The following is a 14,103-nucleotide window of genomic DNA, read 5'->3' on the forward strand; positions in this document are numbered from 1 at the left end:
TCAGGCGGTTGGGCCGCCGTGTTGGTCGAGTTTGTCGCGGAGCGTGCCGGCGAAGCCTTCGGCCATGGCGAGTTGGTCGCGTAGTGCGCCGACGCGGGTGACGGCGGCGGTGTGGAACGTGCCGAGCCGGTCGAGCAGTTCGCGGCGGTCGGTGGCGGTGGCGGTGTGGAGGGCGTCGAGGACGTCGAGGAGGTCGCGCATCTCGTCGAGGGTGAAGCCGAGGGGCTTCATCCGTTTGACCACGGCGAGCCGGTCGAGGTCGGGTTCGGTGTAGAGGCGGAAGCCGCCCTCGCTGCGCGCGGAGGGGACGATCAGGCCGGCTTCCTCGTAGTGGCGGATGGTGCGGATGCTCAGCCCGACCCGCTCGGCGGCCTCCCCGATCTGCATCAATCGACCGGGGGCCGGGCCGGAGGTGTGCTCCAACCCGGGGCCGCGGCTGGTGACGGCCATCAGTGGTCGACGCCGAGCTGACCGGCGAGGGTGTCGTGGATTCGGGCGCTGGGCTTGTTCAGCTCGATGATCTCGACGGTCTTGCCCCGGGCGGCGTACTTGATGCTGATCGCATCCAGGGCGGCGACGGAGGAGGCGTCCCAGACGTGGGCGTGGGTCATGTCGATGACCACGTTGTCGGGGTCGTTCGCGAAGTCGAACTGACCGACGAGGTCGTTGCTGGAGGCGAAGAACAGCTCACCACGCACGGAGTAGATCCGGGTCGTGCCGTCCGGGTCAAGGACGCTGGTGACCTCGACCAGGTGGGCGACCCGGCGGGCGAAGATCACCATGGCGGTGAGCACGCCGACGACAACACCGACGGCAAGGTTGCGGGTGGCCAGGGTGGTCGCGACGGTGGCCAGCATGACGACGGTCTCGCCGTACGGCATCCGCCTGAGCGTCTTCGGGGTGACGGAGTGCCAGTCGAACGTCGACACCGCAACGATGATCATCACGGCGACCAGGGCGGCCATCGGGATGACCGCGACCACGTCACCGAGCGCGACGACCAGGACGAGCAGGAACGCGCCGGCCAGGAAGGTCGACAACCGGGTACGGGCACCGGACGCCTTCACGTTGATCATCGTCTGGCCGATCATCGCGCAGCCGCCCATGCCGCCGAAGAATCCAGTGACGATGTTGGCGACACCCTGGCCCCAGGACTCGCGGGTCTTGTCGGAGTGGGTGTCGGTGAGGTCATCGACGAGCTTGGCGGTCATCAGTGATTCCATCAGCCCGACAAGCGCCACACCCAACGCGTAGGGGGCGATCAGGCTGAGAGTGTCGAGGGTCCAGGGAACCTGCGGCACGCCGAGGGTGGGCAGGCTGTCCGGCAGAGCGCCTTCGTCGCCGACGGTCGGCACGGCCACGCCGGCGACCAACGTGACGACGGTCAGCACGACGATTGCGACCAGCGGTGCGGGAATCGCGCGGGTGAGCCGGGGCAACCCCACCATGATCGCCAACGCGACCGCGACGAGCGGGTAGACCAGCCACGGCACGCCGATCAGGTGAGGGATCTGCGCGGCGAAGATGAGAATGGCCAGGGCGTTGACGAAGCCGACCATGACGCTGCGCGGGATGAACCGCATCAGCTTCGCCACTCCCAGCACCGCGAGAAGGACCTGGATCGCGCCACCGAGGATCACCGCCGCGATCAGGTATTCCAGGCCGTGCTCCTTCACCAGTGGGGCGACGACGAGGGCGACAGCGCCCGTCGCGGCGGAGATCATCGCTGGACGTCCGCCGCAGATCGCGATGACCACGGCCATGGTGAACGAGGTGAACAGACCGACGCGGGGGTCAACCCCGGCCAGGATCGAGAAGGAGATCGCCTCGGGGATCAGCGCGAGTGCGACGACCAGGCCAGCGAGGACCTCGGTGCGGAACACCTTCGGTGACAGCCAGGACGGACGGGACAGGCGCGGCCGGGTGACCGGAGGAAACGCAGCAGACATACGGTCATTTCCACTCAGGCGCGCTCAGCGAGGGCCCATACCACCGTCCTGTGGTCGGGACGGGCGGTTACGGAACGGTCGGGCTGCCCGCCATACCTCGGCGACCTCGGCGGAGCCTACCCTTCCGTAAGGGGAGAGTCGGATGGCAAGTGCCGGCCATCACGTCGGGCGGCGGAGGTGCCGGGGCGGCATCGCCGCGCCGGGAGTTCGGCTGGCCGGGTGGTCGGCGAGGCCGAGCCTCGCATCCCGTGACGGGGCGCCGGGGTGCGAGCGCGGTCCGACTACCCTCGCCGCCGTGAAGGCAATGGAGATCGAAGCACCCATCGTCGGTGTCACCGTCTACCCGGACCGGGCCCGGATCACCCGCCGGGGCAGCACCCGGCTGGCCGCCGGTGAGCACCGGGTACGTATCGCACCGTTGCCGCTGGGCCTGCGGCGGGACTCGCTACGGGTCGGCGGCCGGGGCGCGGCCACCGTGCTCGGTGTGGACGTGACAACGTGGCGGCAGGCGCGCAGCGCCGACGGACAGGTCCGCGGCCTGGAGCAGCGAAGCCGGGAGCTGGCCGACGAGCTGGCCGAGGTCAACGACACGTACGAGATCGAGGCGCAGCGGGGGCAGTTCCTCGCCCGGCTGGCCGAGCGGGCCGGCGGCACGTACGCCCGCGCGCTGGCCTCCGGGGACGCCGGCCCGACCGACGTGGCCACCTTCGCCGACTCGATGGCTGGCCAGCTTGCCGAGTCCCAGAGCCGCCGACGCGGGTTGGCCCGGCGGCGTACCGATCTGACCGAGGAACTGGCGGCTGTCGAGCGGCAGCTGGACGCCGCGAAGGGCAAGCGGAAACCGGACCGGCTGGCCGCCGAGGTGACCGTGTCGGTGGACGCCGACGACGCCGAGCTGGACCTGGAGCTGACCTACCTGGTCGACGGGGCCCGCTGGCAGCCCTCCTACGACCTGCGGCTGGTCGACGACACCATGAACGTCACCTGGTTCGGTCTGGTCAGCCAGGACACCGGCGAGGACTGGCCGGAGTGCGTACTCCAGCTCTCGACCGCCCGCCCGGCGGCGGCGGCCGGCGTACCCGAACTGTCGCCCTGGTATCTCGACCGGGTCCGGCCGGCGCCGCCGCAGACGGCCATGCTGGCGGCGAGCTACGACGCGCGGCCGGCACCCCCGGCGCCGGGCGCGCCGCCGCCCACCATGGGCGGGGCGGCCCGGTCCGGCCCGTCGCGCCCCAAGGTGCGGGAGAGCGTCGCCGCGGTCGAGCAGGGGGTCACCGCGGCCACCTACCGGCCGGCCCGCCCGGTCGCGGTGCCGGCGGACGGCAGCGCGTACCGGGCCACCATCGCCGTACTGGACCTGCCGGCCCGGCTGGACCATGTGACCGTGCCGGTCCGCGCGGCCGAGGCGCACCTGCGTGCGACGGTACGCAACACCTCGGAGCACACGCTGCTCCCCGGCGCGGCGGCGGTTTTCCACGGTGCCGACTTCGTCGCGGCCACCCGGCTGCCGATGTGGGTGCCCGGTGAGGAGACCGAACTGGCGCTCGGGGTGGACGACCGGGTACGGGTGGAACGGAAACTGGGCCGGCGCGCCGACACCCGGGCCACGCTCGGCTCGACCCGGCGGCGGGACGTGGAGTACCGGATCAGCGTGGCCAACCACACGCCCCGGCCGGCGAGCGTGGAGGTACGCGACCAGCTGCCGGTGTCCCGCGACGAGGCAGTAGTCGTACGGGAACCCACCCTCGTCCCGCCGCCGGCCGAGCGTACCGAGCTGGGCGAGCTGACCTGGCGGCTGCGGCTCGCGCCGGGAGAGAGCGGCGAGATCACCATGGGCTTCCGGGTCGAACTCGCGAAGGGGGTCGAGCTGGCCGGCTGGCGGGAGTGACCGGGTAAGGAAGGGCCCCTTCTTCGGAACCCGATACCGGAGACCTCGTGGCACCCGTCTCCGCACGGCCTCGGCTGCTCATCGGGGGGCTGCGAGCGCGCGGAGGCCCGTCAGGTCGAGAACCGCGATCCGGCGGTAACCGGTGCGGATCAGTCCCTCTGCCCGCAGGGTCCGCAACGCCCGCTGGGTCGTGTCCGTCGCTGCCCCGACCAGGGTCGCGAGCTCGGTGTGGCTCAGCTCGACCCCGATGACGAGTTCGTCGTCGTCGGCCCGGCCGCAGTGCGCCGCGATGTCGGCGAGCACCCGGGCGAGCCTGACGTGCACCGGGTAGGCGGCGAAGTCCACCCGGCGGGTGTTCGCCCACCGTAGCCGCTCGCCCACGGTGGCCGTGACCTGGGCGGCCACCGTGGGGTGGCCGCCCAGGTAGGCGAGGAAGTCCGCCTGTCTGATGACGGTGGACACCACGTCGCCGCACGCGGTAGCGGTCGCGGTGCGGCCATGACCGGTCATGGCCGCCAACTCGCCGACAAGGTCGCCGGGCAGGCGGATCGCGAGCAGCCGTTCCGTCCCGTCCACGGCTGCGGTGACCTTGACGAAGCCGCGCCGGATCACCTCGACGTGGGTGTCCCGCGCCCCCTCGGTCAGCAGGCGCCGGCCGGCGGACACCGTGCGGGTGACGCCGAGGGCCAGCAGTTCCCGGCGCGTGGTGGCGGCGACCTGGTCCATGAACGACCCGGCGGACCAGGCTGCGTCGTCGTCCGGCGGTGCGGCAGACATGCGATGTCCTCCTGAGGCCTGGCGGGAGGGAGATCCCGTCCTTTCCCGGAATACCGCTCGCCCGACGGGGATGCAATACCCGCATCGGACAGTCCGGCACGTCGAGGGGAGGGGACGTGGAGTCACACCTAGGGCAGTCCTGCCGCTGAAAGCCTGTCGCACGTCAGCCCGCCGGTCCCGGGACGCGCCCGATGACCGGCGGGCCGGCTGTCCGCGCCCGTGGGCCCGGCCGTCCGTCAGATGAGGGCGGGTGACGCAGGCTGGTGTGGCACGGATCGGAGGACAGATGGCGAAGACCGTCCGGCCGCCCGGTCGAGCGGCCGGGCCGGGGCGCGACGGCCGGCGGGCGGCTGCGGGGCCGGGGTCACCGGCCGGCGGGTGGTGAGGCGGTGAGCCCCGACGATCCGGCGGGCCCCGAACCTGCCCGGGTGCCGGGGGAGCTCTCGCACCGGCAGCGGGAGAGCCTCCGGCGGCTCCTTGAGTGGGAACTCACCGAGGCGTGGCGCGCCGCGCGGGCGGCGGGGGTGCCCCCGGCAGCCCTCGCGGACCTGGTGACCGACCGGGCCTGGACGCTCTGGCTACTGGGGGGCCTCACCGATGACGCGCAGCACCTCGTCGACGACGCCCCGGACGGCATCGGCGTCGTCGAGCAGGGCTGAGACCCACTCGTCGGGGCGCGGTGCGCCGTCGGGCGTCCGGTCGATCTCCTCGCTCCCGGTGCCCGTGCCCGCGCCGAAAACTGTGCCGAGGACCCCCACCACTGTGGCCACCGGGTCCGCTCCGGACCGCAGCCCTCGGCTGATCGCCGCCACGGCGGCGGACGCGAGGTCGGCCAGTTGGGCCTCGGCGCGGTCCTGCGGGCCGACGGGCAACAGCGGGCGGGGGGCCGCCACCCCGTCGCCCGCTGCGGCGAGGACCGGGGGGCGCTTGCTGCCGAGCGGACGCTCCACGTAGTCGGCGTACCAGCGTGGTCGCCGCCGCATGGCGGCCAGCACCTGGTCGACCTCCCGGGACACCGTCGGGCCGTCGCTGCCCGTCAGGTCGCCGGTCACCGACTCCCGCCGCTGCGCCCAACTGTCCAACGGCCAGAGCTGAGTGCCGGCGGTGGTGGCCACGCCGACCCAGGTGAGGATCTGCACGGCGAGGTCGGTCAGCCAGGGGTCTTCGCCAAGTTCGGCGGCGAGCCAGCCCGGCACCCGGGGGCGTTGCAGCGCGCCCCGCCGGCCGCGCCGGCGGCGGTGACCGTCGACGGTGGCGGCGGTGAGCCGGGCGGCCACCCAGCGCTCCACGTCGATGATCGGCACCCTGGCGTTGGTGATCAGGTCGGTGACGACGGCCTCCACGTCGTCGTGGTGGCGGTCGAGGCAGTCGTCGGCGAGCATCTGGACCGCGGTCGCGCAGGCCCAGTGGCCCCGCCGGCGTTCGACCGGCCGGGTCACCCGGTGGAAGACGATCGGCCAGACGATGTCGTACGCGGCGCTGACGAGCCGGGCGCGGGCCGCGGGTGGCGCGGACGCCGCGCGGGCCGCCAGGTCCCCCCGGCGGGCCAGGTCGCGCAGCTCCCTCACCTCGGACCGGGGGCGGTACGACAGCAGCGCGCGAGCCGTCGTGCCCACCGCCGCGTTGTCGGTGGCGGCGCGCGGGGATGGCAGCGAGGCCGTGTCATTCACGTTCGTCATGACGCTCCTCCCGGAACAGGTACCGAGCTACGGGGGTTGTAATCTGCAATTTGCAGATGGAAAAGGGTTTGTTGGTGATCGATAACAATGTGTCGGATGTGCGCGCCGCGCGTTGTCCCCCGGCCGGTGAAGAGGCGGTTCGTGGCCCCGCCCATACTCGTGCCAATTCCCGATCGGCACTGGCCAGAAGATTGCCAATCTGCTGGTCAGATAATGGTCGCGAAGTGGACAGCCGGAGCCGGACGGGCCGCGCCGCCGGTTGCGAACCGGTAGCCTCCCCACCGTCCTGACGGACCATCCGCAGAGAGGAGACGACCCTGCGCCCCGGGAGCGAACCCCGCCCCTCGTACGAGGACGGGCTCCGGCAGGAACTGCTGGAGCTGCGTCGGGGGCCCGGTCTGCAGAGCAGCCCCCTGCTCCGTCGCCTGGGGCCGCGACTGGCCGACCTGTGCGGCATCTCGCCGGCGGAGCCCGACCCGGTGGTACGCGCGAAGGTGCGGGCCACCCTGCTGGCCCTCTCCGCCGACCTGCCCACCGACCTGCGTCGTGCTCTCGTGCTGGCGTACGCGCTCGATCCCGAGCACTCCTACCTGCGGCTGGACCGGCGGACGGACCAACTCGCGCGCGAGCTGACGTGCCAGCAGCGCACGGCACGCCGCCGGATCGACGAGGCGGTGGCCCGGCTGGTGCGCGCCGCCGTCGCGGACGCCCCGTCCGACACGGGTCCGTCCTGGCACCTGCACGGCATGCACGCGCTGCTGCGGCTCGACACGCCGTCACCCGAGCTCTACGAGACGCGGGACGTCGTGGCGATCCGGCCGGTCGGGGAGATCACCGTGCAGTTCAGCCTGCCCCGGCGACCGGGCGACGACCGCCCGGAGCACGACGTCGCCGTCGACGTCCTCTACGGAGCCCGGATCCGGGAGGTGACCCGGCACAACGACGGGCAGTTCTTCCGGCTCGTCCTCACCCTGCCCCGGGTCCTGGCACCCGGGGAGCGGCACGAGCTGTGCCTGCACTACCGCGTTCCGGCGGGCCAGCCGATCCGGGAGCACTACGTCTTCCAGCCGCTGGCACCGTGCGCCCGCTGCACCGTACGGCTGCGGTTCCCGGCCGGCGGCGGCCCCGCGCTGGTCTGGCGCCTGGACGGCGTGCCGCCGCGTTCCGTGGACGACCGCGCGCCGGGCGGGGACCGGCTCAGCCCGGACGGCATCGGCGAGGTGTCGTCGGCCTTCGAGGGCCTGCAACAGGGCTACGCGTACGGCGTGGCCTGGGCCGCCGCCGGCCCGGACGGCTGACGTGGCGGCCGGGCGACGACGACGTGCGGGCGGGACGGCGGCGCGGTCCGTCAGATAGGGACGTGGAGAGCTTTCCCACCCGGTCGCGGGCAGGCGGGGCCCGTGCCCGAAACGTGGTCCGGCGACCCACGGCGACGCCGCCGGACCCGGCCGAGGGGGCGACCCCCCGGTGAACCCCTTTGCGCTGTTCGAGGACGACACGGACGAGCCGGACGAGGTGGAGTTCGTCACCGACACGCACCGGCGCCGGTTCGTGGCCCTGCTGATCGACACCTCACGCTCGATGGCCGCCACCCAGAGCAACGGGGTGGTGGCCATCGACGCGCTCAACCGGGAGTTGGCCCGCTGGCTGCCGACAGTGCGCGCCGAGGGCCGTGGTCCGCTCCGGGACGTCGAGTTCGTGGTGGTCACCTTCGGCGCGGGCGGGGTGGGCGTGGTGTCCGGCGACGGCACGCCGTCGGCCGAGGACGGCGGGGCCTTCGTGCCCGCGTCGCGGCTGGAGCTGGCGCCGCTGGTGGCGGGAGGCGCGACGCCCATGGTGGAGGCGGTCGAGTTGGCGCTGTCACTCGTGGAGCAACGGCGGCGGCACGTGCAGACGGTCCACGCCCAGCAGACCGGCGGCCCGCGGCTGATCCTGGTCAGCGACGGGGCGCCGACCGACGCCGAGGGCAACCCGACGGACGACTGGCGGCCCCTCGCCCGACGGCTGGAACAGTGGCGCTCGACCGGGCGGATGCGACTGTTCGCGTTCGGCGTGCCGGGCGTCGACGACGAGGTGATGCGGGCGCTCGCCACCGCCAGCGGCTACTTCCCCCTGGCGGACCTCGACCTGAGGAAGCTGCTCGACCTGATCCTCGTGGCCACGTCCGAGCACGTCGACTTCGAGCAGGTGCGCAGCCAGGTGTACGGGGACGAGTTCTGGTGACGGCGCGGTGGTCGATCCTGGCCGGAAGCGTCGCGGGTGGGGCGCACGCCCGCGCCGGGGTGAGCGGCCAGGACGCGTACGCGGTGCGGGAGGTCGACGGCGTCCTGCTGCTCGTCGTCGCCGACGGAGCCGGCGGACGCCGCTACGCCGCAGCCGGCGCGTCGTTGGCCGTCGCGCTGGCGACGCAGGTGCTCGTCGCCCTCGTCCGGGACCGGCCACCGGGGACCGCCGTCGCCTGGTCCGCCCTGCTGGACGCCGCGCGGGACCAGCTCTTCCGGCGGTTTCGGCGAGCGGCGCGGGCCCTGGCGCGGGCCGCCGGCGGGTTCCGCCCCGAGGACCTCGCCACGACGGTGACCGTGGTGGTCGCCCACCCGCCGTGGGTCGGCGTGCTCGCCGTCGGTGACGGTGTGGTCGTGGTCCGCACCGACGGCGGCGACCTCGCACTGCTGGCCGCCCCGCCGGACGCCGCCGGTCGGCCACCCGGCGCGACGGCGCTGCTGCCGACGGCGCGGGCCGTGGCGGACACCCGCCGGCTGGTCGCGCGGCTGCCCGACCTGACCGGCCTCGCCGTGTGCACCGACGGCCTGGACAGCCTCCTCGTCGAGTACGACGGGACCCGGCCCAGCCGGCCAGGCGCCGCCGCTTTCGGGCAGCTCTTCGCGCTGGTCGAGGCGCCCGACCCGGACCCGACGGCGCTGACCCGGCTGCTCTGCGGCCGGAGGGTCGGCACCCTCACCGACGACGACCGCACCCTCGTGCTGGCGGTGCCCCGATGAGCCTCGACGTGTGGCTGATCGCCCCGGACGGCCGCCGGTCGGCCGCCAGCCTGGGCGCACCAGTCGGGTCGGCCGGCTCCCAGGGGCGGGTCTTCGGGCTGCGGGACCGGCCGGACACGGTGGTGAAGGTGCTGCACCGCGCGGACCGGGTGCACCTGGCCGACCGGCTGCGGGTCATGCTCGCCGACCCGGCCGGATGGGTCGGAGGGTCCGGGCAGCCGCTGGTGGCCTGGCCGAGCGCCGCGGTGCACCGGCGCGACGACGGCCAGCTGCTCGGCTACGCCGCGCCCCGGCTCGCCCACCCGCGCTTCGCCCCGCTGCCGACCCTGTTCAACCCGGCCGTCCGGGCCCGGATGCTGCCCGGTGCGACGTGGTCCTGGTGGCTGACCGTGGCGGAGGAGCTGGCACGTGTCGTCCACGTCGTGCACCAGCGTGGGCACGTGGTCGGTGACCTCGCACCGGCGAATGTCTTCGTCTCCGCGTCCGGGGGCGTCTGCCTCATCGACGCGGACGGCTGGCAGCTGCGCGACCCGGTGACCGGGGAGGACCTGACGTGCCCGTTCTCCCGGCCTGAGTACACGGCGCCCGAGCACCTGGACGAGCCGTCGCGCAGGCGGGAACCGGCCAGTGACCACTGGGCCCTGGCCGTGCTGGTGGCTCAGCTCACCTGCCTCGGCTTCCATCCCTTCGGGGGCGTGCCCCGCGAGACCGCCGGGCCGGTCGAGGAGGTCGACAACGTCCGGCTCCGCCGGTGCCGGCTGCTCGGCGCCGACGTCCGGGTGCCCGCCGCCGCCGTCCCGCCGGAGGCCCTGCCTGCGGTGCTGCGCCGCAGGCTCGGCGATGCCCTCGACGCCGGGCACACCGCGCCCGCCGCCCGCCCCGGCCCGCAGTCCTGGGCGGCGGCCCTCGCGTACGCCAGGGACAGCCTGGTGCCCTGCCCCGCCGTGGCGACCCACGTGTACCCGCGCGAGGGCCGGCACTGCCCCTGGTGCCGGATGGTCGAGGCCGGGGCACCCGACCCGTTCCCCGGAGGTGGACGATGACGACGACGATCGGGATCAGCAGGGTCGCCGACCGCACCGCCGTGCTCGGTCCCGGTCTGCGCGCGGTCGTCTGGGTCCGGGGTTGCCCGCTGCGGTGCGTGGGTTGCGTCGCGCCCGAAGACCTGCCCTTCACCGGCGGGACCACCCGCACCGTCGACGACCTGGCCGGCTGGCTCGGCGGCCTGCCGCCGGAGATCACCGGCGTGACGTTCTCCGGCGGCGAGCCGATGGCGCAGGCGGCGGGGCTCAGCGCGCTGGTGGACCGGATCCGGTCCGGCCGCGACTGGTCGGTGATGTCGTTCAGCGGATACCCGATCGAGCACCTGCGCCGGCACGGCGACCCGGCCCAGCGGCGGCTGCTGGGGCAGCTCGACATCCTCGTGGACGGTCCATACGTGGCGGCCCGGCACGCCGACCTGAGGTGGCGCGGCTCCGCGAACCAGCGGCTGCACTTCCTCACCGACCGGCACCCGCCGCCGGACCGGGACGTCTCGGCGGGGATCGAGCTGCACCTGACCGGCGACGGCGTCGAGTGGATCGGTGTTCCGCCGGTGGCCGACTTCCGCGCCGGGTTCGAGGCCGGCATGGCGGCCCGGGGAGTCGTGCTCGCGCCGTCCGATGGTGCCCCGCAGCCGTCCGGCGATCCCGCGCCGACCGACGAGAGAGGCCGATGATGTCCGGAAGCCCGAAGTACACGACCGTCGCGCTCGACGCCGCGCGCCGCGCCCAGGTGGAGGCCGCCCGGCGGCGACGCGAGGAGGAACGTCGGCGACGCCAGGAGGAGGCCCGCCAGCGGCGGCTCGACGCCGGCATCGTGGCCGCGACCGCGCGCAGGGACGCCCTGACGGCGCGGCTGCGTCACCTCGCCGACACGTCCCGGGCGCTGCCCCAGGGCGCCGAGGTGACCGCGGAGGTCGCCCGGCTCGCCGCGCTGCCCCAGCCCGCAGACGAGGCCGGCCTCGCCCGGACCGGCGGGGAGCTGCGTCGCGCGGAGCGCCGCGCGGACGCGTTGACCGCCGCCGTGGCGGGGGAGCTGACCCGCCGGGAGCACGGCCGCGCCCTGGACCTCATCCTCGAACCGCTCCAGGAGCTGGTCGACCGCGAACGCCTCGACCCGGCCGGGCACCGGTCCGTCGCGGCGCTGCGGGCCGAGGCGCAGGACCGCACCGGGGACGCCCGGCGATTCGCCGAGACCCACCAGCGGCTCGGCGCGGCCGTCGGGGCGCACCTGGAGACGGTCCGCGACCGGCAGGGACAGCTGCTGCGGCTGGCCACGGAGACCGACGAGCTCGCCAGCCGGCTGGCCGTCGTGCTGACCGACGCCGAGGCGGCGGGGGTCGCGGTGGCCGAGGCGGCCGAGCTGCGCGTCGAGGTGGACGACCTGCGCGAGGAACGGGACGCCGGGAACCTGAGCCGCTGGGAGCACCGGGTGGACGGGCTGCGCCGTCGCGTCGAGGCCGTGACGGCCGACGTCGACGCCCGCCTCGACCAGCTGGAGCGGATGGCGGTCATCGTGGAGGCGGCCAGCGCCGCGCTGCCCGCCGCCGGCCTGCGGGTGGTGTCGGGCAGCCTGGCGGAGCGGGACTCGACGGTGGTCTTCGTCGCCCAGCGCGCCGACGGATCGGCCATCGAGCTCACCGTGCACGCCGGTGACGGCCGAGGCAACCGGCTGGAGTACCGCAGCGACGGGGTCGACACGGTCGTGGAGACCTCGCCGGACGGCGAGACCTTCCGCTGCGACCTGACCGAGGAACTGCTCGAACGCTTCCACACCCAGCTCGGCCGGCAGGGTGTGGCCGCCGACGGCCTGCACTGGGAGGGCAAACCCGGCCAGCCCCGGCCGCCCGCCCGGCAGGCCCGGGAGCGCGCCGGCCACGACGACCGGAGCCGGCAGTGAGCGACGGCACGACAGACCGGCCCACGGCCCGGCCGGCCGCGGCCTGGATCGAGCGGGTCACCGCGGAGATCGCCCGGGGCCGGCACGTGATCATCCACGGCAACGTCCGCGACCTGGTCCGGTGGGACCGGTCGTTCCAGCCGCTGCGCAACGCGGTCACCGGGCTGCTGTCGGTCTTCGGCTACCAGCTGACGGGCTACTACGACCTGGTCGACGGGTTGAGCTTCGCGGGCCCGGACGACGAGCGGGAGTTCCAGCGGCTGACCGCCGCAGGCGGCGACCGGGCCGCCGAGCCCGAGCCGGCGGCGTCGACCGGCCGGGCCGGCGCGGTCCGGAACCGGTTCGCCGCAGCCCTGCGCGACGCCCCGGCGCCGACGTTGAGCAACCCGTACGACGCGCTGGCCGCGATCCGTACGGTGCTGCGGCAGGGCGCCACCTCGTCGGCGTTCATCGTCGACCTGGTCGATCTGATGCTCGCCCCGCCCGACCGCGGCGGGGACGCCGAGCGCCGCCTGTTGGGCACCATGGCCAAGGCGATGACCGAAGCGGCCCAGACCGGCCCGGTGCGCAACCTGCTCGTGCTGGTCGCCGACGACCTGGGCACCCTGCCGGCCTGGCTCTACCGGGACCGGCCGTACGTCCAGGTGGTCGAGGCGGCGCTGCCGACCTTCGACGAGCGGCACGTGTACCTGCACCAGCAGGCCCGCCACTTCCACCAGGCGGCCGACGCCCGGCGGCCCTCCGACGACCTGAGGGTGCTGGCCAACCTCAGCGAGGGCATGGCGATCACCGAGCTGGACGGCCTGTGGCGGATGAGCAAGCTCCAGCGCATCCCGCTGGACGAGCCCCGGACGCTGATGAAACGCACCCTCTTCGGCCCCCGGCGGGACCCCTGGCGGCAGGTCCGGGACCGGCTCACCCGGTTCGCCCCCGCAGTCGAGGAACGGGTCATCGGCCAGCCCGTCGCGGTCGAACGGGTCCGCCGGGCGCTGACGGCCGCCACCGTCGGCATCGACTTCGTGGCCGACCCGCACAGCTCCGAGTCGCGCCCCAAGGGGATCTTCTTCTTCGTCGGGCCCACCGGCGTCGGCAAGACGGAGCTCGCCCGGGCGCTGAGCGAGTTCGTCTTCGACGACGAGACAGCGCTGGCCCGGTTCGACATGTCGACGTTCGCCGAGTCGCACTCCGCGGAGCGGCTGACCGGAGCGCCACCCGGGTACGTCGGCCACGAACGCGGCGGGGAGCTCACGAACCGGGTGAGCCAGCGCCCGTTCAGCGTGCTGCTCTTCGACGAGATCGAGAAGGCGCACGCCTCGGTGTTCGACAAGTTCCTCCAGGTGCTCGACGACGGTCGGCTCACGGACGCGCTGGGCAACACCGCCTACTTCTCCGAGACGGTCATCATCTTCACGTCGAACCTGGGGGCCGCCGAGACGTACGGCTGGCTCGACGGCGGTGAACTACCCGACTACGACACGGTCACCGCGCACTTCGAACGCGCCGTGCGCGAGCACTTCACCACCGGGCTCGGGCGGCCCGAGCTGCTCGGCCGGCTGGGCGGCGGCATCACCGTCTTCGACATCCTGCGACCGGAGTTCGTCGATCGCATCGTCCGCAAGCTGCTGGCGCAGCTCACCGCCAGCGCCGGCCGTCGGGGCGTGCGACTGACCATGGACGAGGAGGCCGTCGTGCTGCGGGTGCAGGAGGTGATGCGCCGGCCGGAGGCGCTGCGGCTCGGGGTGCGCAGCATCCGCGACGCCCTGGACCGCCTGGTGCGGGACCCTCTGGTGGGACACGTCTTCGACCATCCCGGGCAGGCTGCCCTGCACCTGTCGGTCGGGCCGCGCGGCACGGTGATCCGGGACGCCTGA

Annotated in this window: 13 protein-coding genes; 9 read left to right on the forward strand and 4 right to left on the reverse strand. The window is 74.1% G+C overall.

The features are described from left to right. Both OG617_RS23365 and OG617_RS23370 read right to left on the reverse strand, forming a co-directional pair. The gene (locus OG617_RS23365; protein ID WP_405095119.1) at nt 1-450 is read right to left on the reverse strand and encodes a MerR family transcriptional regulator; all 450 of its coding nucleotides are present in this window, start codon (nt 448-450) and stop codon (nt 1-3) included. Beyond that, entirely contained in the window at nt 450-1,949 is a 1,500-nt protein-coding gene (locus OG617_RS23370; RefSeq protein WP_405095120.1) for a SulP family inorganic anion transporter, read from the reverse strand. Before OG617_RS23370 ends, OG617_RS23365 begins: the two co-directional genes overlap by 1 nt. A 304-nt stretch (nt 1,950-2,253) precedes the next feature. On the opposite strand from OG617_RS23370, the gene OG617_RS23375 reads away from it, so the two are divergent. Further along, nucleotides 2,254-3,837, forward strand: a complete 1,584-nt coding sequence (locus tag OG617_RS23375) for a mucoidy inhibitor MuiA family protein (protein WP_405103920.1) — start codon at nt 2,254-2,256, stop codon at nt 3,835-3,837. Between the two features lie 78 nt (nt 3,838-3,915). Here the strand turns inward: OG617_RS23375 and OG617_RS23380 are convergent, their stop codons facing one another. Further along, nucleotides 3,916-4,614 (reverse strand): Crp/Fnr family transcriptional regulator, encoded by a 699-nt coding sequence (locus OG617_RS23380; protein WP_405095121.1) that lies wholly within the window; start codon nt 4,612-4,614, stop codon nt 3,916-3,918. Nucleotides 4,615-5,003: 389 nt separating this feature from the next. Between OG617_RS23380 and OG617_RS23385 the strand changes: the two genes are divergently transcribed. After that, nucleotides 5,004-5,273 carry a hypothetical protein gene (locus OG617_RS23385; RefSeq protein ID WP_405095122.1) on the forward strand — a complete coding sequence of 90 codons (270 nt, stop codon included), beginning with the start codon at nt 5,004-5,006 and terminating at the stop codon, nt 5,271-5,273. Here the strand turns inward: OG617_RS23385 and OG617_RS23390 are convergent. Then, nucleotides 5,193-6,293: a hypothetical protein gene (locus tag OG617_RS23390; protein WP_405095123.1), complete on the reverse strand. Its 1,101-nt coding sequence runs from the start codon at nt 6,291-6,293 to the stop codon at nt 5,193-5,195. The genes OG617_RS23385 and OG617_RS23390 overlap by 81 nt on opposite strands. Nucleotides 6,294-6,772: 479 nt before the next feature. Here OG617_RS23390 and OG617_RS23395 point away from each other — a divergent pair, with 479 nt between their 5' ends. The 7 genes from OG617_RS23395 to OG617_RS23425 all read left to right on the forward strand — a co-directional run bounded on the left by OG617_RS23395 (nt 6,773) and on the right by OG617_RS23425 (nt 14,103). Further along, nucleotides 6,773-7,591 carry a hypothetical protein gene (locus OG617_RS23395; RefSeq protein ID WP_405095124.1) on the forward strand — a complete coding sequence of 273 codons (819 nt, stop codon included), beginning with the start codon at nt 6,773-6,775 and terminating at the stop codon, nt 7,589-7,591. Nucleotides 7,592-7,760: 169 nt separating this feature from the next. Beyond that, nucleotides 7,761-8,516: a vWA domain-containing protein gene (locus OG617_RS23400; protein WP_405095125.1), complete on the forward strand. Its 756-nt coding sequence runs from the start codon at nt 7,761-7,763 to the stop codon at nt 8,514-8,516. Then, nucleotides 8,513-9,292, forward strand: coding sequence for a protein phosphatase 2C domain-containing protein (locus OG617_RS23405; protein ID WP_405095126.1), 780 nt, complete (start codon nt 8,513-8,515; stop codon nt 9,290-9,292). Before OG617_RS23400 ends, OG617_RS23405 begins: the two co-directional genes overlap by 4 nt. Next, complete coding sequence (locus tag OG617_RS23410) at nt 9,289-10,335, forward strand: hypothetical protein (protein ID WP_405095127.1); 1,047 nt, start codon at nt 9,289-9,291, stop codon at nt 10,333-10,335. Before OG617_RS23405 ends, OG617_RS23410 begins: the two co-directional genes overlap by 4 nt. Then, nucleotides 10,332-11,009 (forward strand): 4Fe-4S single cluster domain-containing protein, encoded by a 678-nt coding sequence (locus tag OG617_RS23415; protein WP_405095128.1) that lies wholly within the window; start codon nt 10,332-10,334, stop codon nt 11,007-11,009. Before OG617_RS23410 ends, OG617_RS23415 begins: the two co-directional genes overlap by 4 nt. Further along, nucleotides 11,009-12,232, forward strand: a complete 1,224-nt coding sequence (locus OG617_RS23420) for a hypothetical protein (protein ID WP_405095129.1) — start codon at nt 11,009-11,011, stop codon at nt 12,230-12,232. Before OG617_RS23415 ends, OG617_RS23420 begins: the two co-directional genes overlap by 1 nt. Further along, nucleotides 12,229-14,103: an AAA family ATPase gene (locus OG617_RS23425; protein WP_405095130.1), complete on the forward strand. Its 1,875-nt coding sequence runs from the start codon at nt 12,229-12,231 to the stop codon at nt 14,101-14,103. Before OG617_RS23420 ends, OG617_RS23425 begins: the two co-directional genes overlap by 4 nt.

Origin of the sequence: Micromonospora sp. NBC_01412 (genome assembly GCF_045040215.1) — a bacterium.
Lineage (GTDB): Bacteria > Actinomycetota > Actinomycetes > Mycobacteriales > Micromonosporaceae > Micromonospora > Micromonospora rubida.

Coding starts and splice junctions, on each gene's coding strand:
- OG617_RS23365 (WP_405095119.1), bottom strand. CDS start 450: ATGGCCGTCACCAGCCGCGGCCCCGGGTTGGAGCACACCTCCGGCCCG.
- OG617_RS23410 (WP_405095127.1), top strand. CDS start 9,289: ATGAGCCTCGACGTGTGGCTGATCGCCCCGGACGGCCGCCGGTCGGCC.
- OG617_RS23380 (WP_405095121.1), bottom strand. CDS start 4,614: ATGTCTGCCGCACCGCCGGACGACGACGCAGCCTGGTCCGCCGGGTCG.
- OG617_RS23375 (WP_405103920.1), top strand. CDS start 2,254: ATGGAGATCGAAGCACCCATCGTCGGTGTCACCGTCTACCCGGACCGG.
- OG617_RS23415 (WP_405095128.1), top strand. CDS start 10,332: ATGACGACGACGATCGGGATCAGCAGGGTCGCCGACCGCACCGCCGTG.
- OG617_RS23370 (WP_405095120.1), bottom strand. CDS start 1,949: ATGTCTGCTGCGTTTCCTCCGGTCACCCGGCCGCGCCTGTCCCGTCCG.
- OG617_RS23420 (WP_405095129.1), top strand. CDS start 11,009: ATGTCCGGAAGCCCGAAGTACACGACCGTCGCGCTCGACGCCGCGCGC.
- OG617_RS23390 (WP_405095123.1), bottom strand. CDS start 6,293: ATGACGAACGTGAATGACACGGCCTCGCTGCCATCCCCGCGCGCCGCC.